The sequence below is a fragment of the Psychrobacter sp. 78a-MNA-CIBAN-0178 genome, assembly GCF_040309625.1.
GTDB classification, from domain to species: Bacteria; Pseudomonadota; Gammaproteobacteria; order Pseudomonadales; family Moraxellaceae; genus Psychrobacter; species Psychrobacter okhotskensis.
Genome location: NZ_JBEOOZ010000034.1, coordinates 1 through 21,317, shown reverse-complemented (window position 1 = coordinate 21,317; position 21,317 = coordinate 1). Strand labels below are relative to the sequence as shown.

General features: G+C 43.7%; 21 protein-coding genes. 12 read left to right on the top strand and 9 right to left on the bottom strand.

Features of this window, described 5'->3' with window-relative positions:
• Positions 1-127 precede the first annotated feature (127 nt).
• The 4 genes from AAEY80_RS13190 (at position 128) to AAEY80_RS13175 (ending at position 4,859) form a co-directional block, all read left to right on the top strand.
• Complete coding sequence (locus AAEY80_RS13190; protein WP_201582920.1) at positions 128-1,129, top strand: alpha/beta fold hydrolase; 1,002 nt, start codon at positions 128-130, stop codon at positions 1,127-1,129.
• Between the two features lie 112 nt (positions 1,130-1,241).
• Positions 1,242-2,309 (top strand): bifunctional nicotinamide-nucleotide adenylyltransferase/Nudix hydroxylase, encoded by a 1,068-nt coding sequence (locus tag AAEY80_RS13185; protein WP_025652502.1) that lies wholly within the window; start codon positions 1,242-1,244, stop codon positions 2,307-2,309.
• Positions 2,310-2,607: 298 nt separating this feature from the next.
• Positions 2,608-4,005: a nicotinate phosphoribosyltransferase gene (locus tag AAEY80_RS13180; protein WP_201577105.1), complete on the top strand. Its 1,398-nt coding sequence runs from the start codon at positions 2,608-2,610 to the stop codon at positions 4,003-4,005.
• The gene (locus AAEY80_RS13175; RefSeq protein WP_201565600.1) at positions 3,999-4,859 is read left to right on the top strand and encodes an SGNH/GDSL hydrolase family protein; all 861 of its coding nucleotides are present in this window, start codon (positions 3,999-4,001) and stop codon (positions 4,857-4,859) included. The genes AAEY80_RS13180 and AAEY80_RS13175 overlap by 7 nt, the downstream gene beginning before the upstream one ends.
• Positions 4,860-5,011: 152 nt before the next feature.
• Here the strand turns inward: AAEY80_RS13175 and AAEY80_RS13170 are convergent, their stop codons facing one another.
• Positions 5,012-5,302 (bottom strand): type B 50S ribosomal protein L31, encoded by a 291-nt coding sequence (locus AAEY80_RS13170; protein WP_201577101.1) that lies wholly within the window; start codon positions 5,300-5,302, stop codon positions 5,012-5,014.
• Positions 5,303-5,788: 486 nt separating this feature from the next.
• Here AAEY80_RS13170 and AAEY80_RS13165 point away from each other — a divergent pair, with 486 nt between their 5' ends.
• On the top strand, positions 5,789-6,394 hold the full coding sequence (locus AAEY80_RS13165; protein WP_025652506.1) for a YceI family protein: 606 nt from the start codon (positions 5,789-5,791) through the stop codon (positions 6,392-6,394).
• A gap of 212 nt (positions 6,395-6,606) precedes the next feature.
• Positions 6,607-7,758, top strand: a complete 1,152-nt coding sequence (locus AAEY80_RS13160) for a GNAT family N-acetyltransferase (protein WP_201577098.1) — start codon at positions 6,607-6,609, stop codon at positions 7,756-7,758.
• A gap of 235 nt (positions 7,759-7,993) precedes the next feature.
• Here the strand turns inward: AAEY80_RS13160 and AAEY80_RS13155 are convergent, their stop codons facing one another.
• Positions 7,994-8,428, bottom strand: coding sequence for a COG4315 family predicted lipoprotein (locus tag AAEY80_RS13155; protein WP_201565613.1), 435 nt, complete (start codon positions 8,426-8,428; stop codon positions 7,994-7,996).
• Positions 8,429-9,137: 709 nt separating this feature from the next.
• Here AAEY80_RS13155 and AAEY80_RS13150 point away from each other — a divergent pair.
• Positions 9,138-10,778, top strand: a complete 1,641-nt coding sequence (locus AAEY80_RS13150; RefSeq protein ID WP_227687607.1) for an FAD-dependent oxidoreductase — start codon at positions 9,138-9,140, stop codon at positions 10,776-10,778.
• Between the two features lie 231 nt (positions 10,779-11,009).
• On the opposite strand, the gene AAEY80_RS13145 is transcribed toward AAEY80_RS13150, so the two are convergent.
• The gene (locus AAEY80_RS13145; protein ID WP_025652510.1) at positions 11,010-11,687 is read right to left on the bottom strand and encodes an LOG family protein; all 678 of its coding nucleotides are present in this window, start codon (positions 11,685-11,687) and stop codon (positions 11,010-11,012) included.
• Positions 11,688-12,188: 501 nt separating this feature from the next.
• Here AAEY80_RS13145 and AAEY80_RS13140 point away from each other — a divergent pair.
• Complete coding sequence (locus AAEY80_RS13140) at positions 12,189-13,142, top strand: alpha/beta hydrolase family protein (RefSeq protein ID WP_265088511.1); 954 nt, start codon at positions 12,189-12,191, stop codon at positions 13,140-13,142.
• A gap of 70 nt (positions 13,143-13,212) precedes the next feature.
• Here AAEY80_RS13140 and AAEY80_RS13135 read toward each other — a convergent pair whose 3' ends face one another.
• Positions 13,213-13,935 (bottom strand): putative quorum-sensing-regulated virulence factor, encoded by a 723-nt coding sequence (locus AAEY80_RS13135; protein ID WP_025652513.1) that lies wholly within the window; start codon positions 13,933-13,935, stop codon positions 13,213-13,215.
• Positions 13,936-14,155: 220 nt separating this feature from the next.
• On the opposite strand from AAEY80_RS13135, the gene AAEY80_RS13130 reads away from it, so the two are divergent.
• The gene (locus AAEY80_RS13130; protein ID WP_173239801.1) at positions 14,156-14,746 is read left to right on the top strand and encodes a M23 family metallopeptidase; all 591 of its coding nucleotides are present in this window, start codon (positions 14,156-14,158) and stop codon (positions 14,744-14,746) included.
• Here the strand turns inward: AAEY80_RS13130 and phoR are convergent.
• The 3 genes from phoR to dtd all read right to left on the bottom strand — a co-directional run bounded on the left by phoR (position 14,743) and on the right by dtd (position 17,237).
• A complete protein-coding gene (gene phoR / locus AAEY80_RS13125; protein WP_227692951.1) occupies positions 14,743-15,852 on the bottom strand; it encodes a phosphate regulon sensor histidine kinase PhoR in 1,110 nt (369 codons plus the stop codon). The genes AAEY80_RS13130 and phoR overlap by 4 nt on opposite strands.
• 63 nt (positions 15,853-15,915) lie before the next feature.
• Positions 15,916-16,620: a phosphate regulon transcriptional regulator PhoB gene (gene phoB / locus AAEY80_RS13120; protein WP_173239802.1), complete on the bottom strand. Its 705-nt coding sequence runs from the start codon at positions 16,618-16,620 to the stop codon at positions 15,916-15,918.
• Positions 16,621-16,784: 164 nt separating this feature from the next.
• The gene (gene dtd / locus AAEY80_RS13115; protein ID WP_201565617.1) at positions 16,785-17,237 is read right to left on the bottom strand and encodes a D-aminoacyl-tRNA deacylase; all 453 of its coding nucleotides are present in this window, start codon (positions 17,235-17,237) and stop codon (positions 16,785-16,787) included.
• Between the two features lie 128 nt (positions 17,238-17,365).
• Here dtd and asd point away from each other — a divergent pair, with 128 nt between their 5' ends.
• A complete protein-coding gene (gene asd, locus AAEY80_RS13110; protein WP_201582914.1) occupies positions 17,366-18,208 on the top strand; it encodes an archaetidylserine decarboxylase in 843 nt (280 codons plus the stop codon).
• 147 nt (positions 18,209-18,355) lie between these two features.
• Here asd and AAEY80_RS13105 read toward each other — a convergent pair whose 3' ends face one another.
• Together AAEY80_RS13105 and AAEY80_RS13100 are read right to left on the bottom strand one after the other, a co-directional pair.
• Positions 18,356-18,961: a DUF1287 domain-containing protein gene (locus tag AAEY80_RS13105; protein ID WP_025652520.1), complete on the bottom strand. Its 606-nt coding sequence runs from the start codon at positions 18,959-18,961 to the stop codon at positions 18,356-18,358.
• Positions 18,962-19,148: 187 nt separating this feature from the next.
• On the bottom strand, positions 19,149-19,793 hold the full coding sequence (locus tag AAEY80_RS13100; protein ID WP_051395104.1) for an HD domain-containing protein: 645 nt from the start codon (positions 19,791-19,793) through the stop codon (positions 19,149-19,151).
• A 238-nt stretch (positions 19,794-20,031) separates the two neighbouring features.
• Here AAEY80_RS13100 and AAEY80_RS13095 point away from each other — a divergent pair, with 238 nt between their 5' ends.
• Together AAEY80_RS13095 and AAEY80_RS13090 are read left to right on the top strand one after the other, a co-directional pair.
• Positions 20,032-20,952 (top strand): MFS transporter, encoded by a 921-nt coding sequence (locus tag AAEY80_RS13095; protein WP_350588428.1) that lies wholly within the window; start codon positions 20,032-20,034, stop codon positions 20,950-20,952.
• Positions 20,953-21,028: 76 nt separating this feature from the next.
• Positions 21,029-21,280 (top strand): hypothetical protein, encoded by a 252-nt coding sequence (locus AAEY80_RS13090; protein WP_350588427.1) that lies wholly within the window; start codon positions 21,029-21,031, stop codon positions 21,278-21,280.
• Positions 21,281-21,317: the final 37 nt, after the last annotated feature.

Below are 21,317 nucleotides of genomic sequence, written 5' to 3'. Positions count from 1 at the left end.
AACAAGCTATTTGACGATGTTTGGCAAGATTTAGCCATTTTTAGCCCATTTAGATGACTATCGAGTGAATTGAAGACGCGCCCTAATCATCTACCTAATAATAAGACAATCTAGACGAGACCGTTTTATGATGACAGAGACCCTAAAACTGGTAAGCACCAAAGATGGTGAGCAAATAGCCGTCTGGAAGATTGTGGATAATACAAAAGATGAAAGCAAAACTGATGTTCTCACCACCGACGCACCTAGGGTAAAAGCGCAAAACACTCTATTGACCCACGGAACCTTTTCGGACAAGCAAACTTGTTTAAGAATCGCCCACTATCTGGCGCAGCTTGGTCATCATTGCTACATTATGGAATGGCGCGGCCATGGTGCAAGCTCGATACCAACAGAAAAATTCAACTTCGAAACCGTCGCAACCTATGATTTTGAGGCCACCTTTCATTACTTAATTGCTGAGTTAAAACTGGATAATCTACACTGCGTCACCCACAGTGGCGGCGGTGCCTGCCTAACCATGTTTTTAATCCAACATCCGCAGTACATTAACCACATAAACAGTATCAGTATGTTTGCCTGTCAAGTTTATGGCGCAGTATCGAACCCGATTAGCTACACTAAAATTCTCGCAGCCAAAGTATTTACGAGACTACTAGGCTTTATCCCAGCTAAGAAGCTTAAAATGGGTCCTTTTAACGAAAGCTACTATACGATGAACCAGTGGTACAACTGGAACCTAAACAAAGACTTTAAAAGCAGCTTTATACAACAAAGTAAATTTGAAACAACGACGATTAATGACAATACGCCCTCTACTATCGCCTCTAAAAATACTACATCTCATACTGTATCTAATAACAGCCACTTCGATTATCGTCAGCATATGCCAACTATTACCACGCCTATCTATGCGATCAGTGCCAAAGGTGACCATTTCATTTCGCCAACCCGTGGCTGTCAGTTGTTTTTTGACAAGTTCGCTAACCCTCACAACGTCTTTCGTGAATACGCAATCAACCATGGCGATTTGGACGATTATACCCATAGCCGCATTATGATTAGCCGCAATGCTGCGACAGAGATTTGGCCAACGGTGGCAGCGTGGATTGCACAGCATGCAACTTAACGATGATACACCCCTATACATCTTTATACTTGTCAGAAAGTCATAGGCTGTGTCAGTATTAGCGTCATCAATTTTTAACCAATAAAAAATAAGTCGTAGGAAAGTGGCGTCTATGAGTGAATTATCAGAGCAAGATCTAGAGATACAAAACCCAGATAAGCAGGACAAAAAACACTATCGTTATTTGGTGTTTATTGGCCGCTTTCAGCCGTTTCATTGCGGGCACAAAGCGGTTGTGGATGAAGCCTTGAAGCGTGCCGACAATGTCATCATGCTCATCGGCTCCGCCAACTTACCACGTAGCTTGCGCAATCCCTTTAGCGTTGCTGAGCGCGCCGCGATGATTAAAGGCGCGTATTCAACAGCAGATGCCGCGCGTATTCACTGCGTTGGACTCGATGATGCGCTCTACAATGACACGCGCTGGCTGCAATACGTGCAAGCAGGCGTAAAGTCAGTCACTGGCGACTTGCAGACCGATATCGGTCTCATTGGTCATTCAAAGGACAGCTCATCATATTATTTATCGCTATTCCCCAACTGGGCGTCTGTCTCTGTGCCCAATTATCACAATCTATCGGCTACCCCTATTCGGGATAGTTATCTGATGGGTGCCACGCCAACGCCTGAGCGCACCCCTGAGTCGACCCGCAACGTCCTAAATGACTTCAAGAAAACCGAGGATTATCAACAGTTGCACGAAGAAGCTGACTTCGTCGATAAGTATAAAAGACAATGGGAGTCTGCGCCTTACCCGCCTACCTTTATGACGGCAGACGCTTTGGTCGTCCAGTCAGGTCATATTCTGTTGGTAGAACGTCGCAGCATGCCAGGGCGCGGGCTGTGGGCACTGCCCGGTGGTTTTTTGAATCCAAAAGAGACCCTATTTGACGCCTGTATCCGTGAGCTACGCGAAGAGACACGCCTTAAAGTCCCAGAGCCAGTATTACGCGGCTCTTGTCATAGTCAGCATACCTTTGACGACCCTTACCGCTCAGCGCGTGGTCGCACGATTACTCAAGCCTTTTACTTTCAGCTAAAAAACGACCCGAAAGGTCTGCCCAAAGTGAAAGGCGGTGACGACGCGGCCAAAGCATTTTGGCTACCACTTGCCGAGTTGGATGCCACCATGATGTTTGAAGATCATTATGCGATTATCACCAAAATGGTTGGCTTATAAGGTGTTCTGTCGCTGACTGTTTAGTGCATTAATGCCCTACTTTCAATTAACGACACTCTATATAATTTACCTCATAAATTTGGTTTTATCAGTGCCACTTATAATTTCACCGCCCAAACCGATAGACGGTACGGGTTATTACGCAGCATTTAGGTGTCCTTACTAGATGCTGTCAATGGATGAACCGTTAGACTGTTGAGCAATAAATTAATGCTAATTTATATAAATACTTCTAGTCCGTTTAAGACTCAACAGTGACGCAAGTCGTCCATTTCACTCAAAGCAGAGGAGTTCTGTGATGTATACCAGCAATTTAAATAATTTAATCTTAAATAGCGACAGCTATAAAACCTCACATTGGGTGCAATATCCAAGCGGTAGTGAGTATCTATCCAGCTATATCGAAGCGCGTAAAGGCGATTACGACGTAGTGTTCTTTGGTCTGCAAGCCTTTATCAAAGAATACCTGAGTACCCCTATTACCCACCAAGACATTGATGAAGCCGAAATACTGATTCAAGCGCATGGCTTAACCTTTAACCGTGCAGGTTGGGAGCGTTTGGTTGATAAGCATGGCGGCTATTTGCCACTACGTATCGAAGCCATACCTGAAGGCAGCATCGTGTCCGTCTCCAATGTGGTCTGTCAGATTATCAATACTGACCCAGAATTCTATTGGCTACCAAGTTATATCGAAACGGCATTACTCCGTGCTATCTGGTATCCGTCGACGGTCGCCAGTGTCTCGCACTATTGCAAAGGCATCATTCGTCAAGCGCTAGAAAAATCAGCAGATAATACCGAATCACTGACGTTCCGCTTACATGACTTTGGCTCACGCGGTGCGTCTAGTCAAGAATCTGTCGCACTGGGCAGCTTGGCACATTTGGTGAACTTTGCTGGCACAGACTCAATGACGGCTTTGGTGGCTGCCAGTCGCTGGTATCAAATGGATAAAGACATGCCTGCGTTTTCTATCCCTGCGGCTGAACACAGCACCATGACTGCTTGGGGTCGTGATGGTGAGACAGCGGCATTTGCCAATATGATTGAGCAGTTTGGCGGGACTGGCAAAAGTTTTTCAGTGGTCTCTGATAGCTATGATTTATGGAATGCCATTGACAATATTTGGGGTGGCAGCTTGAAGGACGACGTAAAAAACATGGGCGGTACTTTAGTCATCAGGCCTGATAGTGGTGAGCCTGCTAAAGTAGTTCGCGAGGCGCTGGAGCGCTTGGCAGTGAAATTTGGCACGACTATTAATAGCAAAGGCTACAAAGTTTTGCCAGATTATGTACGTGTCATCCAAGGGGATGGCATTAGCCCGCAAAGCTTGAGCAAAATTATCGACGTGGTCATAAAGGCAGGCTTTAGTGCTGACAATATTACCTTTGGCATGGGCGGTGGTCTACTACAACAAGTCAATCGCGATACCATGAGCTGGGCGATGAAAGCCAGTGCCATCTCTATCGATGGCGTATGGAAAGATATCTATAAAGATCCTGTCACCAGCCGCTCGAAACGCTCAAAAAAAGGTCGCTTGGCATTAATACAAAGCACTAATGGCAAGCCAAAAACCATCAAAGTGAATGACTTACCCGCTGGTGCAGACAACCTATTACGTGACGTTTATATCGATGGCAAATTATTGGTAGACGACAGCCTCACTACGATTCGGGAGCGTGCAGGATGGTAAATAGCAATAAAATAGCCTCGGTCGCAAGAGACGTCCTACTGGCCCCTATTTATCTTTACCAAGGTCGCAAAATCAAGCGTGATACGGTGCGCTTGCCTGAGCCAAATGGAGAGCGACACGGACATATCCAATTAGGCAAACCGACTGATGCCACTGCTAATACTAAAGATAAGACCAAGCAAACACTAAATATCATGGTCGTTGGAGATTCAGCAGCAGCGGGTGTCGGTAGTCAGACGCAACAAGAAGCGCTGGTTGGTAATTTGATGCCTATCTTAGCGCAGCAATCCGAGATTAATACCCAGTTTGATAGCCTAATTTGGTCGTTGCAAGCGACCACTGGACATACCAGCTTCGATATCTTGCGCAGGCTTTATGTCCTGCCTACGCCTAGTCAAGCTGTCGATGTGATGGTACTGAGTGTTGGTGTTAATGACACTACCTCAAACGTCTCTGTGAGTAAATGGCAGCAGCAAATCGAAGACATTATTACTATCGCTCAGCGTAAATTTGGCGTACGGCAATTGATTTTTTTGAGTCTACCGCCCATGGCACAAATGCCTGCGATACCGGCCCCTTTGAATAACTTCGTCGGTGCTAAAGCCTCAATCCTTGATAAGACATTACAGCAAGTGTGTGCGAGTAATGAGGGCATCACTTATATGGCCACTGATTTTCCACGGATGATAGAAGAGCACTCTAAGGGTACGCCAATTGATATCAAGGTGATGTTCGCTAGTGATGGCTTTCACCCTAGCAGCTTAATGTATGGCTACTGGGCTCAGCAATTAGCAGAGCTCATTGTCAAACTGCTTAATTCATCAGCTGCCGAATTGAGCAGCCCTGCTTTCTAAAAGCTGATATCTCAAAAAATGATATCTTGAAAAATGACAGCTCAAGATTTAATAACCTAAAACTTAACGTTGAAATTTAAACAAAAAAAACCGCTGAATAATCAGCGGTTTTTTTATGGCTTAGCAAAATAAATTGACGCGATAAGCGTAATTTATTCAGCTGAATCAGCAGCTTGTTCAGCAGCTTTCTTGTTACGGCCACCAAACGCGCCAAAGCGTTTGTTAAAGCTAGCAACACGACCTTCGGTAGAAGTTTTACGTTGCTCGCCAGTATAGAATGGATGCGACGCACTTGAAATATCAAGTGGGTAGTATGGGTATTCTTTACCTTCGTATTCACGAGTGGCTTTGGTTTTAGCCGTTGAACGAGTCAAAAAGAACACGTCAGCGTTAGTGTCGTGGAATAAAACTTCTTGGTAATCAGGATGGATATCTTTACGCATAATAAACTCTCTATGTCCGATGTATCTACAGTCTTATCGACGATGTGTCGAATTTTTATAAAGAAATTCTTACAAAAAAGCTTTCATAAAAAAGTACTTATAAAACTGCGCATACGTAACTGAGGCACTAAGGACATTTGCAAGGCTGGCAGCTGCATCACTGGCTTATTCCAGCACCCAACACCATACCTCTGCTCTCTTAGCCTTCCCCAGCGGGAAAATCAAACCGCGATTTTAACGGTTTTTGCCGTTTGATGCAAGCAGCAGTTATGATAAGTATAGACAATGAATCGCTAACAAACCGACAATGGTATTGAGATAAGTGTTTTATGCTAGTATAATGCTTGATTAGATAAACCACTTAATAGCAATCGTATTTGTAGATTATTTAAACAATACTTATTTTTTAGTATTGAGGTTTATAGCAGACCCTCTATTAACTGAATCACTATTTAATCAACCCTCACTAAATAAGGATAATAGCCAATGATAAACGCTGCTCTAAAAAACACCACGAAAGCCCTACTCATCAGCTCTGCACTGGCAATCACTACCATGGCGAGCGCGGCACTACCTAGCCAATGGCAATTAGATGACTCACATACTCGTGTTGGCTTCTCTGTCAATCACCTAGGATTTTCAACGACCATGGGTCATTTTGGTGACGTACAAGGTACGGTTAATTACAATATCAAAACCCCTAACAAGACCAATATGAACTTTACGATCGCAACCGATAGTATCGATACCAATTGGGATGCCCGTGATAAGCATTTAAAAACCGATGAGTTTTTTAATGTGGCCAAATATCCAACGATGACGTTCAAGTCTACTAAGATCAGTTTTATCAATCCACAACAAGCAAAAATAACAGGTGATTTCACCATGCTTGGTCAAACTAAGCCACTTACATTAGATGTGACGTTGAACAAAATTGCTAATAGCCCTCTTACTAAAGAGCCAGTTATTGGTTTTCGCGCAACGGGTAATATCGATCGCGCTGCTTACGGTATGACGGCTTATGCAGCTGGCATCACGACCAATGTGCCTATTCAAATCGATGGTGAGTTGGTACAGAAAACCACAAAATAATGCTGAAATTTTATTAAAAAGTATTTACTAAAAAAAGCAGCCACTATGATGGCTGTTTTTTTTTGCTTTTTTATAGCCCTGCACTATTTGCTAAACAAATATATGCAAATAAATGAATAAATCCATTTATTTGCTTGTTAACCCTTATAGTTATTGTTATATTCATATATATGAATTTACGAATATAAACATAACACTGAGGGAGCAGAAAGATGGATACAGTAAATATCGACTTTGTCGCTATAGATAAAAACTGGGACAAAAACATCGCCGACTATCATTTTGATATCTATCATTTATCTGGCTGGATAGCTGCCTCAGCTATCGTAGACAAAGGTAAACCGCAGGGTATCATCGCTCACTATAAAAATAAAAAAGTGTTTTTGCCAATTATCATTAGAGACATTAATCGTGAAAATACCAATTGCGAATATACTGATTCTGAGAACAGTAATTGCGAATATACTGATGCTCAATATTGGGATGCCACTTCTACTTATGGCTACGGTGGCCCCTTGATGGACAAGTCCTTAACTGATGCCGAGGTAGACATCATTATGGAAGCAATCAGAGCTGTCCTCTTTGCCAAAGGCTGTGTCTCCTTATTCATGAGACTGCATCCCATCATTAATAAAGAATGGATTCCAACGGTTGGTAAAGCTCTAACTCACGGACTGACATTGATGTCTGACTTGAGCAAGTCGGCCGAGGAGCACTGGGGAGAAACCCAAAATCGACACCGTAGAGGTATCAAAAAAGCGGTAAAAATGAATGTCGTGACCAAAATTGAGCAATTGACCAGAGAAAATGCCATGGTGTTCTCCAGCATTTATAAAGAAACCATGGCACAGGTCAACGCCAGTCAATACTACTTTTTTGACGATGATTATTTTTTTAATTTGCTTGAGAACCTTCAAAATAGAATCGTATTAATCACCGCTTATCAAGAAGACAAAGCAATCGCCTCCTCTATTTATACGACCTGTAAAGAATCAGGTATCATGCAATTCCATCTCGGCGGAACACTCAACGCTTATACTAACTTGCAGCCTTCAAAGTTGATTACTCATGTTGCTCGTGACTGGGGTAGAGAAAATCGTTATGAATTGCTACACCTCGGCGGTGGCGTTGGTGCGGCTCTAGATTCTTTATATGAATATAAAAAAGGCTTTAGCTCGCAAGAGTTGTTGTTTAAAACCTATAGACTAATCGTCAATCCCGTAAAGTATGCAGCGCTGGTTGCTGATAGTTGGTTTTCAGAAAGTGACTTAAGCTCAGATTTCTTCCCTTTATACAGAAAAGAAACAACAGAGGAAGTTGCCTTGGAGATCGTTCAGGCGGAAGTTTTAGCAGATATCTCCTAAACATATAAAAAAGTCATACAGGATTTCTTGTCTTAGGGTCTGTTGAACATTCAAATATTAGGACTGCTGATCGCTAAAATCGCCCCAGACTAGCCGTAAACCGACGATAATGTCGAGACCTTAGCTAGGTTTACAACAACGTTTGGGGTGATTTTAGCATCAGCTCAAGCCGAACACAAAAAAGCAGCCACTATATTGGCTGCTTTTTTTGGCTTAAGGTTAACACTTTATCAATTTATTTAGTTTTAACGATATGCCAAACGCCAAGCTTATTGTCGCCGTCAGTATCGCCAACTTTTGTGTCGTTGGCATAAAAGTACAAAGGCTTGCCATTGACAGCCCATTGATACTTACCGTCTTCTCGTTGGAAAGCGGCAAACTGACCAGAAGCTTGGGCATTACTCGGTGCCATAAACGCCGGCCAAGCCAGTAGACATGCCGAGCCACACTCCGATTTGTTCATGGAATCTTTGTCAAAGGTGTATAGCGTCATTTTGTTGGTGGCATCCACTAGCATCCCATTCATGCTGGCAACTGGTGCTTTATTGCTCATGCTAGCTTGTACATCATGCATGCCTGAATCGTCGTTGCCAAACACATTGTTTAGCGTCGAACAACCCGTTACGGTCAATACACTAGCTAGGGCAGATAACATTAGAATACGTTTCATAATCACTTCCTTGTATTAAAAAAAACATCTCATTAATTTGGATTTTTACCGAATTGAATTTTTATTGAACATGGTGTTTATTAATTATCAATATTGCAATCTGCTGATTTGTGCGATAGTTCAGTCATACGCTCAGCCAACTGCTTTATTTTCATACACTTTACTCTCACAGCTGATTTCAAGTAATTTCACTATAGCATATGCCCTAAAACGGTCGTTTTTGTCGGCATATAAACTTACAAAAACTTGCGAATATTACAAATTAGTAAACTACAGGGTCAAGTTTATGAGCGAAGGCAGTACTTGTTCGCGGACGTTTAAAGAATTAATGATACTTAAGTAAGGATTGACTGTACTTAAATGATGCTATGCGTTTCATCCCTACCTTTATCTTTTATAGCTAAGACAGTGCATGGCAGGTCGTTGACAAAACTAATGTAACTACTTACGTATTTGCCGTCATATCCCTAATAGGTTTTCGTAAAATAACGTTATCTATAATAAATAGTCGATAACAAGAACCAAGCCATTAAAATTATGACTATGGCGGTTCCATATGAATGTTGAACTTGGCTACCTTCGCACGCATATAAATAGCTATAGCACGATCCAAGACACTGACATGATCAGAAATTTATATGCCCAGACAATTATATGAATAAGCGGAGCATGTCCCGATGCTGATGCTATTAAGGATATAACCACGACAATGACCAATAATTTAAGTAAAAATCCCTCTAAAGATACTGGTGCTCAAGAGACTGATCTCAAAGATATTAAGTCTCCAGCCACTAAACTTGATACAACAGCGGTGGCAATAAAGAACCACCCATCTACCAAACGTGTCGGCATCTTGGGTGGCGGTACTGCAGGGGCAACGATTGCCATTCGCCTAGCAGCTCTAGGGCTTGAGACCTACGTATTTGAGAAGAAAAAATCACTGATCGATGGTCCACCCATGTGCCATTTGCACGCGGGTGGTAATCTATATCGTGAAATTCCTGACGAGGATTGCGTTGCCCTGCTTAAGCAGTGTATCGATATCTTGCGCCTTTATCCTTATACCATCGACGTACGTCCAACGGTGTTCGCGGTACCGACGCGTGATGAAGGCTTGCCTGAAGATTTGCTACCGCGTCTCGATATTTTGACGGACGCATATCGTGAGCTCATCGCACAAGACAGCAATAACAAAGTATTGGGCGAACCGGAAAACTATTATCAGCTCTATAGTCATGAGCAACTGATTGCGCTGTCTGAACGTGAGCAAGTTGCGATACCGAGCACGGTTGACGAATGGATGATACCGGTTGCTAAGTATTTGGACTTGAATAAAGTAAAGTTTCCGCTCATTGTCGTACAAGAATATGGCTGGAATATTTTTCGTTTAGCCGCTTCTGCGCACCTTGCATTAGAAGGCTATGAGCACGCGCACGTCTTTACCAATACGCAAATCAAGCAAGTCATGCCTGTCGACTGTGAGAACTGTACCAACGCTGATCACCATGTCACAAAATGGCGCGTCGATTATCAGCAAGCTGGTGAGTCTCAACCTGAGTCTATCGAAGTCGATTACCTAGTCAATGCTTGCGGCTTTCGCACCGGTGTCATCGACGATATGGTGGGCGTCAAAGTCGAGCGTATGGTTGAGTTCAAATCTTCTTATATCACACACTGGGGTGACGCTGGCGGACAGATACCCGAAATCATCGTGTACGGCAGTCGCGGTACGCCAGAAGGTATGGCACAGCTAACACCTTATCCAGGTGGTTACTTCCAAATCCATGGCATGAGTAAAGCCATTACCTTGTTCAATGATGGATTGGTGGCCTCTAATAAAGGCAGCGCGCAGCCTAAGTTGCCGCAGCAATATGTACATTATATCGAAGATGGCTGGGACAAAGCACCACTGCAAGCGCGTAGTCAGCAAGCAATTGAATACGTAGCAGAGTTTGTGCCGACCTTTAATAGCGCGCGCACCATCGGTAATGCCTTATATGGTGGGCAGCAAATTCCGGGTCAGGACGATACACTACGGGTGGCAGATGTGAGCTTATACTCAAATATACGCTACGCCCGCGCGGAAAATGTCAAAGCATCGTCCACCTTGATTGCTGCTGATCAAATCGTCGATGAGCTGACCGATCTCGGTTTAATAGATAACGACACAGTGGCCAATCGTAGCCGCTATACACATGACTGGACCTATCTAGCCCACAATGACAGCTTAACGATTGATAAAGTAGCACGCGGCTTGGCTGAAGACCGTGGCTTCCCAGCGGCGATGGCAGATGTTAATCATAGCATTCGTGAGATTGCGTTAGAGAGTTTGACGCCAGTTCAGCCTTAGATATTTGTATTTGCAGTTGACTAGCTGTTTTAACGAGGTGTTAAATTTGGCAAAAACAACGTTAAAAATTATTAAGAAAAAGGGAGGGCGTTGCTAATTACTAGCAACGCCCTCCTTTTTTCTTATATACAATGACACAATTTAACGTTTCATATTCTAACAGAGGTATATTTGATCAACACCTTTATAGGTATTAATTAGCCATGTTAAAGAAATATACAGCGCCGGTCTTTAATTACCTGCCATTTTTTCAGTATCAACTGCATCATCTATCGTTACAACTGTCTGCAGCAACTCAATCGCTTCACCGATGGTATTACAAACCACCAAACGCTCTAGATCTTGCTGCTTCATAAAGCCTTGTTCTGTAGTATATTTTAGGTGCTCAATCATCCGATCATAAAAACCATTGATATTCAGAATAATCATGGGCTTTTCATGTTGATACAACTGACGCCATGTGGCGATTTCCATAATCTCTTCGAGCGTACCAAGGCCACCGGGTAAGGTAATAAACGCATCGGCGTACTCCGCCATGACTGTCTTACGCGTATGCATGGTATCGGTCAGATGCAGACGCGTAAGACCCTCATGGGCGATTTCGTGCTTAAGCATAAAGGTAGGAATCACCCCAACGGCTTGTGCGCCGCCTTTAATCACTTCATCGGCGACCGCGCCCATCAGACCAATGCTGGCACCGCCATAAACCAAGCCCATGCCATTATCGGCTAGAGCACGACCAAGCTCACGCGCTGCCTGCTCATAAACCTCACTATTACCCAACCGTGATCCACAATAAACAGCCACCAATGGCATCGCTAGGGTTGATTTATCCACCGCTTTTTCGATATTCGTAATGTCTTGGCTGGTAATCACTTCATAAGTATCATTATTAATTTTCATTTGCATATAACGCTCCTAAGTTTGCTTGGATTATTGTATTAAATGGTTCGGTAAAAGGTTTTATTGCTTGTTAGAATGACACAATATGACGCTTATCACTAACGTTAACTCGCTGTATTCTGCGGTGCTGTCATCTTTTACTTTTTTCATGCTTTGCTGATAAAAGCTTGTGATGAGGCGTTCTGATAAGGTCTAAGGTGTTGTCAGCAGTCTATTAATTACGCATAATGAACATCAGTGGAATTCATAACTATTGTTTATATTTGGTTTTTTATAAACAGCCAGTAGAAGTATTATAAATCCGGTGATTCATGAGAAAGATAAAACAACGCTCATTATGCTGCTATTTGTTAGCGTTTATCTTAACATAAGCCATGCTATCACATGGTAGCAACGATTTATCACTACGCAATGACTACATTTTTTAGCACTGACTTGCTATAAAACGTTGCAGATCCACATTCATTATTCTTTAATAAAAACGACGAAACTCATCAAGGTATTTTTATGCATAATAACCATGCGCCATCTTCTGTAGCACTACAAGGCGACACGATCGACGCGACTAATGACCATGAAAGCAACGCTGATAATGGCAGCTATTCATTAAGTATTATGACTGAGCGCAATCAGGCGTTGGCCGCAACGGTTTATCGCCCTACAGAGACGGTCAAAGCCGCTGTCATGATAGCGCCCGCTACCGGTATCAAGCGTCAGTTTTATCACAACTTTGCAAGCCATTTAGCAGCGCAGGGCTTCGGTGTCCTGACCTTTGACAACGAAGGTATCGGCGAGTCACTAGCAACCGATTTGGCCAAATGTGATGCCTCACTGATAAGTTGGGGTCGTCATGACATGCCAGCCGTCCTCGATGCCTTACAAGATGAATTTCCCGATGCTTCTTACCATCTCGTCGGTCATAGTGCAGGCGGTCAGCTGATTGGTCTGATGCGCAATTATGATGCTATCGCCTCGGTGTTCAATGTCGCTTGCTCGTCAGGTTGTATCAAAAACATGGACATGCCTTATAAACTCAAGGCGATGGGTTTTATGGATGCATTTATTCCTGTTACGAACTTTGCGCTGGGCTATACCCCATCAGATAAAATCGGCATGGGCGAACCGCTACCGCGCGGCGTGTCTCGTCAGTGGCGCGAATGGTGCAATGGCTCAGGTTATATCAAAACCGCCTTTGGCAAAAGCATTCATACGCATTTTTATGATGACATTCGCATGCCAGCACTGTGGCTAGGCTTTAGCGATGACGAAATTGCCAATAGCAAAAACATCGACGACATGATTCGCGTCTATACAAAGATGCCGGTCGAAAAACGCTTTTTTAAGCCAAAAGACTTTGGTCTGAGCAGCATTGGTCATATGCGCTATTTTAGTAGTCGAACCAATGCCAAGGCACCTGAGTTATGGCAAATGGCAGTAGATTGGTTAAATCAGCAGCAATAGCTCCAGAAATCATAGCTTTGAAAACGACGGCTTCAAGCATGAATAAAAATAGAACGGCTGATAACGCGCTTTACTCTTGTGCATTTCCTACGTCTGCTGCCTTAATACGTTTCGTCAATGCTGAATAAAGCGACGGCTGCATGTTATGGATGTTACCGAGCATCCATTTAACATAGTTGATGGGCACGTCTTTAATCAGCTTACCTTTATGCTTACCAAAGGGCATTTTGCTCACTGGATTGGCCTTGTTAGCGATAGCATGGGCCGCCGCAAAATCAGTCGGCGCAATCTCCAAACGCTCACAGCAAGCTTGATAAAGCAGATAGCACATACGGGCATCACCTAGCGCATCATGAGCGGCAATCGTCATTTTTCTCGCTTCAGACTTGCCCAATAATTGCTCGATACACTTAGATTGACTGTAGCCGCTCCATTCTGGGAAAGCTACGCGCGCCAGCCTCACGGTACAAATTAGCTTGGCAGAGGGACTACCAATCACCCGCCAATCAAAACGTACGTTATGACCAATTAAGTACTTGGGCAATTCAAATTGCGCCAAATCAAAACGCTCAAGCCCAGCCACGTCGTCATCCGTAATACCATGCACCCTGATGACGATTGGGGATATCGAGCGACCACTGTTGAAATATTTCATCCACTCAAATCCGCTAGCCACATTAATCGTCGCCACTTGAATCGGTCGTGGATCACGGCCTTGATCGGTTTCGGTATCGATAACCAGCGCTGTATCAGCCGTGGTAGAAATGTCCGCAGAATTAAAAGCGTCAGTCATAAAAACTTAACCATAGACGTTGGCTAAAAATAGCAGCCAGTTTTTATCATTTAGAAAACATTATAAAAAATTTTATTGGATGAGATTTTATCTATTACCTTATCATTTATGGGGCTAAAAGCTAAAGATAACAACTAGATATAACAATGCTATACAAAGAGATGAGAATTGAGCCTTTATAATATTGACGAGAATTGATGTAAAAAACTAAGAGATATCGATGCAAGCAAATGGAAGCAACCAAAAGCCCAACCCCTCTTTTTTCAGTCGTGTATTAAGCGTACTGATTAAAGCAAGTGTCTTGCTAGCGCTGTTATTTGTATTCGATAAATTATTACCCAGCATTAGCCAACAGACTCAGTCTTTTGTCGTAGCAAAATGGCAGCAACTGAGTTTATTACAACAAGCGTTACCCATAGAAAACAGCCTACCCAGTCCACTACCAGAGCAGCATCTAACCGATACTTGGGGCGCTGCGCGTAGCCAAGGGCGCTCTCATGAAGGCATTGATATTTTTGCACCTCGGGGCACACCAATACAATCGACCACGCAGGGCATCGTCCGCAAAGTCGGCGACAATGCGTTGGGGGGACGCGTGGTGGTGGTGGTTGGACCGGGCGGCGCAGGACATTATTACGCTCATCTAGAAGATTATGCCGACATCGCGCCCAATGACTGGGTCAATGCTGGCGATATCGTTGGCTATGTTGGCGACAGCGGTAATGCCAAAGGCACGCCGACCCACGTGCATTATGGTATTTATATCAATGGCAGCGCGGTTAACCCCTACCCACTTCTACAAAAAAATTAGGAGGTATGGGCAGAACGCACATACGCGGCTGGAAATACTGCACTAAAGGTCGAGCCTTTGCCTTCTACCGACTCTATCGTTAATTGCGCCTCATGTTGATATAAAACGTGCTTCACAATAGCCAAGCCTAAGCCCGTACCACCGCTAGCACGGCTACGTCCACTATCGATGCGATAAAAGCGTTCCGTCAAGCGCTCGATATGTTGGGGCGCAATACCGAGACCATCATCTTCAACAGCAAAGCGGCAGCCTTCCGCTGTTTTTGTCCAGCTGATAGCTATATTGCCACCCTTTGGCGTGTATTTGATGGCATTAATGACCAAATTGGATAAGGCACTCGTTAAGTACATCTGTGATCCGTATAACCCATCGTAAGTGTCTATCTGCAAATGAATAGTATGATTATATTCTTGGTTATACGCTTGCGCATCATCATAGATATGCGTCAGTAACTTGGTCATATCAATGTCATTAAGCTCGTGCGTCTCTTCGATTTCGATACGAGACAACAGCAGTAAGTCATTTACAATCCGATTCATACGGGCAGTCTGCTGAGTCATTAGCTCAAAGCCACGTCGCCACTGCGGTGGCATATCTTCCTGCTCGGAAAAATTTTCTAAATATCCCATCAACACAGTCAATGGCGTGCGCAGCTCATGCGAGACATTGGCGACAAAATCACGACGCATTTCCTCCAAATGCTGCAAGCGGGTCACATCATAAATGATCAGTAATTTTTCATCATCGAAAGGCGTAAGCTCACACTTTAGATAACGTTTAGGGTCTCGCCATGACACCATGTGCACACCATCGCTCGGTGGGGTGATAGCCTGATAGTACTGGCGAAATTCTGGTATGGTGATAAAGTCAAAAATACTCTGACCTTTATCAGTTGCCTGCAATAACAACAAGTCTTCCGCTGCCTGATTCCACCATTCCAAACCATCTTCATCATTGAGCAAAATAACCGCATCCCGTAACGCTCGTAAGGCGCTGCGGATTTTTTTAAGTTGATCCGTTGTATTGTGCTGGGCAACTTGCGCTTGCTCACCCTGTTGCTCATTTTCTATCGGCATCATAGGCATTATCGGTGTTGTCATCGTCATTTATCATCCCTACCACTAGATACTGTGTTTCTTTACGCTTACCAAGACATTTTCTGCGGCTGATTAAATGGATTCAATCAAGCTAGAAAACCGATACCCAGTACCGCGTACCGTTTGTATCAGCGTAGCACAATCATAAGGCTGCAGTAATTTACGTAAGCGCCGAATATGTACATCAATCGTCCGGTCTTCAATATAGACATTGCCGCCCCAAACCTGATCTAGCAGCTGTGTCCGCGTATAAGCACGCTCTGGATGACTCATAAAAAATGCCAACAATCGATACTCTGTCGGACCGATATCGATGAGCTGACCCGCTGCCGTCACGCGCTGGCTTTTAGGATCTAAGCTAAGCTTGCCGATTTCGATAGGCTTATCAGCGCTGAGTGCACTACTACGACGTAGCACCGCCTTGATTCTTGAGATTAGCTCACGTGTTGAAAAAGGCTTGGTCATATAGTCATCAGCCCCAGCATCGAGCCCATGAACCTTACTGTCTTCTTCACTTTTGGCAGTCAGCATAATGACCGGTATCTCGGCGAGCGAATCGTCGTTTTTGAGCATCCGGCAAAAATCAATGCCGCTTTTTTCACCGTTCAGCATCCAATCTAATAGTATCAGCGCCGGACGGTGATCAACCACTTGCTGATGCGCCTCTGCTACGTCCGCAGCGTGCAGGCTATCAAAGCCAGCCATCTCTAAGGTCATCGCAATCATTTCACGAATCGCAGGCTCATCCTCAACGATCAAAATTTGCTCATTATACATACGGCAGCCTTGTTATTAGATTTTAAGATTCAAAAATTTAGCGCACCAAAACTCAAATTAGGAAAATTAACATAAAGAAATTAAGATACAAAAAAGGCAATACACAGTCACCAGTTTCTACTTATTAAACGGGTTAATTATGACAGCTTCATGACAACGGCTTTCTAGACTTCTAATAAAAAGTTTAGTGGCCCATCATTGACGCTTGCCACTTGCATATCAGCACCAAATTGACCAGTGGCAACATTGTGATGCTGAGTTTTAGCATAAGTAATCATTTGCTCAAACAACATTTGAGCAGCATTAGGTGCCATCGCGCCACCAAAATCAGGGCGACGACCCTTGTCTGTTTTTGCCATCAAGGTAAATTGCGACACCAATAATAGCCCGCCACCGACCTGTTGCACATTTTTATCCAGTTTACCGACCTTGGCAGGATCGTCATGATTTTCAAATATGCGATAGGTCAGAATTTTATCAATCATGCGCTGGGCAGTTTGCAGGCTATCATCATGCCCCAAGCCAATATACGCCAACACCCCATGCTCGATGGCACCGATATTTTGTGCATCGACGCTGACACTGGCACAGTGAACCCGTTGTATAAGCGCTTTCATTTAGAGCCTTTTTTATTTATAAATGTCTGACAGATTATGGTCATACAATACTCTGCTGTCCATGATAAAATACCGCCATTGATTTGCTTATTAATTATTACATCAAACCCTATCTTGGTAGCCCGATTATGAATTTATTTACTACCCTTCAACAATTTGTCCCGCAGCAGCAGCTGAGTAAAGTCGCTGGGCGTCTAGCCGCCAGCCGTCATCCGTATGTCAAACGTGCCTTTATTCGTAGTTTTGCCAAGGCTTACGGCGTCAGCTTAGGTGAGTATGAGCGTCAGAGCTTTAATGCTTATGAGAGTTTTAATGACTTCTTTACCCGTGAGCTCAAAAAAAACGCCCGTATCATCGATAGCAGCGTAAACGGTATTGTCAGTCCTGCCGATGGTATCATCTCGCAGCTAGGACAGATTGAAGACCATAAATTGCTGCAAGCCAAAGGTCGTCATTATGACGTTGGTCAATTACTGGCCAATAGCGAAGATGGCAGCTATTTCGCTGATGGTAGCTTTGCGACCGTGTATCTAGCGCCCAGCAATTATCACCGCGTTCATATGCCTTTTGATGGTACCTTGACCAAGACCCGCTATGTACCGGGTACGCTGTTTTCGGTCAATAATACCACAGCCGCTAACGTGCCTGATTTGTTTGCCCGTAATGAGCGCTTGGTCTGTTTATTTGATACAAAATATGGCAAAGCGGCCGTGGTAATGGTTGGCGCTATGATTGTCGCTGGTATCGAAACCGTCGCTACCGGAAAAATCAGCCGCACTGAGGACATCCAAGAAGCAGATCACGACATGAGCTTTGAGAAAGGCGATGAGCTTGGACGCTTTTATTTAGGTTCAACGGCGATTGTCGTCTTACCAAAAGCCGCAAAAGCGGATTGGCAGGACAGCATGAAAGCCAATAGCGTGGTAAAAATGGGACAGCTATTGGGTGAGGCAAAAACTCAGCAAGCTTAGTTTTTAAGAAAATCATAGTACTAAAAAGCCCAGTTAAACGTAGATGATGACGTTTAACTGGGCTTTTTAATGGCTGTTAGTTTGTACTACTTCTATTTTGTATTGCCTATTTTTACTACTTTGGGCTACCCTGTGCAAAGGCCTTTATCAATATCGAAAGTGTTTGTGTATAGGATAAGCATAAAGGATGTTTTCTTCTTGCGTACCACGGCCAATATTATGAATAATCAGCGGCGCACCATCAGCAGCTGCTTTGTCTGAGACGATACCTATATGCGGCAAACCGCCGTTTGGCAAGCGCCACGTTACAATATCTCCGGCTTTAAAGCTGTCTTTATCAGTCGTAGATAACGTTTTTCCATGACGCGCAAAAAACGTTTCAAGATTGGGCACACGTCGATGATCGATATTTTTGTCCGTTGACTTCAAGCCCCAAGTCTTTGGATAGGCGGACCAATTTCCTTTCATATCATGATTGACCAACTGCTGCAAATCCACATTTTGCAAACGATAAGCACGGACAATCACATCGGTACAGACACCGGTCTCTATTGCTACATCGCCACGCGGAAACTCCAATTTACGATAAGTAGGATCATAACTCACCGTAACACCGATCTGTTTTTTGGCATCGTGCGCCAATTTATCACCATCACTGATAGGAGCAAGCGCTTGCGCCATTTGCGCTAGTCCCAGCATGCTGACAAAGGCTAGAGATTTACACAATGTTTTATAGTTTTTAAATAAGCGCATGTAGCCTCTCTGTTATTATTGATACTATTCAATATAAAGGTTTTAGACAGCGTCAACCATGGTGAGTCAGTAAAAAGGTGACGCTGTTAAATGACAATACTATTGAATGACAAAGCTATTAAATGACCACACTATTAAATAAAAAGGCTATTAAATAAAAAGGCTAGCTGTCAAATCTGCTATCAATTTACTTATCAATCAGCCATCCTTGCTTAGTCGCATATTCAATCTGTTTTGCTATCCAATCATGGATACTCGGAAAGCTGTCTTTAATAAAGCCATGCGCGCCAGCAACTTGCGAGCGTGTAACGTTAGCATCAATCCAAGTTTTTCCATTGGTATTTATATTAAGCAAAAATGGTAACAAGCGATCAACTACTCTTAGCAGTTGGGTTTCTTTACTATCACCTGTTTCCTGCTCTTCCCAAATCTCACTTAAATCAGCAATCCCATTTCCACGCTCATTTTGCAATCTAACAATTCCCGCACGTTCTTCAACATGCGCATCAACTCGCGTATCGGCGTATAAAAAAGTATCGCCGGCATCAATCTCGCCTAAATCATGTATTAGTGCCATCTTGAGCAATTTCTCATGATTGACATCCAGCTCAAACAAATCAGCGATTGACCAACACGCCATCGCCAAATGCCAAGAATGCTCGGCAGAGTTTTCTAAACGGGTCGTACCCGTCACATAGCTGCGCCGATTAACACGTTTAAGCGCATCAAGCTCTAATAAAAAATGGGTCACGTCATCAATACCGATGTTGGAGGGAATCTTCGGGTTGGGTACTGGGGTCTGCTTGGTTGATAATATGGCGTTTTCTGACATGGCTTTCTCTCATTTAAACGGTGAATGGTTAACGCTGTATCCGAATCTAATCTTTACGCAAAAGTAATTATTGTAGTCGACATTTTGCGCGTACTGCTAACCATCTAAATTTTTGCAGGGGTAATAATAGCAAGTGTCTTAATTTTTTATTGTTTAAGATTCAACTAATGCTCATAATAAGTCAGCAGGCAGATTGTAAAACAATTTATAAGAACCTGCACCAGACAAGGATATGTCGATGCCACCCACCACTGACGCTGCAACGCGTGCCACTTTACCACTTGCTACGGCACCACCTTTTAAGAAAAAACCGCCTAATAAATGGCTTATTATCGCAGGATTCTCTCTTTTACTTGGGGTCAATCAGTTTTTATGGCTGACCTTTGCGACCATCGTAATTAGCACCGAGGCACATTTCGGCGTTAATGAGTTTTTCGCCAATTTATTAACTTTGATGTTCCCTATCGTTTTTGTGTTGCTTGCCATCCATTCAGGCAAGGTGCTCGATAACATTGGCTATAAAAAAATCGTAAGCATAGCCGCGCTGCTTATGCTGATAGGCTCAATCATACGCTGGTTGGGCGCTGATCATTATTGGCTAGTATTTGCAGGGCAATTGCTTATCGCCATCGCTCAGCCGTATATTACCAATGCCATTAATCAGGTGACCTCGGATTGGTTTGATAAATCGCAAATCGCCACCGTAACGGGCGTGATTATGGGCGGGATGTTTTTGGCGACTGCCCTTGGTGCTTTTGCCCCTGCCCCATTAATCGAGGCGTTTGGCTTCTCTGGCATGCTACTTATCAATGTTATTATTACGGCGGTGGCAGTAGTAGGCTTTTTATTAGTGGTCGTTGAAAAACCCAAACAACAAGATAGCGCTATCTCACTGCACGAAATCGAATCGCTATTAAAAAATAAGCGCCTATGGTTTATCTCATTAGCGGTGTTTATTGCGATGGGTTATTTTAATGGGCTGAGTAACTGGATTGCACCTATTCTTGCGCCCCGCGGCATTGATGAAGCGACGGCGGGCATCATTACTGCCATGCTGATCGTCGGCGGTATTTTAGGCGCGCTACTGATTCCGCTATTATCTGACTATCTACAAAAACGGCGCATTTTTTTTAATATTGGCAACGCTAATTGGTGCTAGCGCCACCTATCCCTTGTTATATTTAACGACAGGAACCACAACATTATTGCTGAGCTTTATATTAGGATTTTTCTTGTTGGCAGGTTATCCATTACTGATTGCCGCTGCTGAAGACACCGTACATGCGTCACAAGCCGCCAAAGCAGTTGCCATGCTGATGATGATGGGCAATCTCGGTGGCGTTATGATGGTGTTGCTGATGCAGAGCGTGAAAGGATTGACAGGCAGTTGGATGCCGACTGGCTGGGTACTGATTATTGCCGTCGCTTTAGCCACTTTTTTAGTCTTCCTAGATTCAAATAAGAAGTGCAACGTTTTAAAAGAATGAGTTGAAGAGTAAGATGTGCCGTGTTGCATTTCAAACT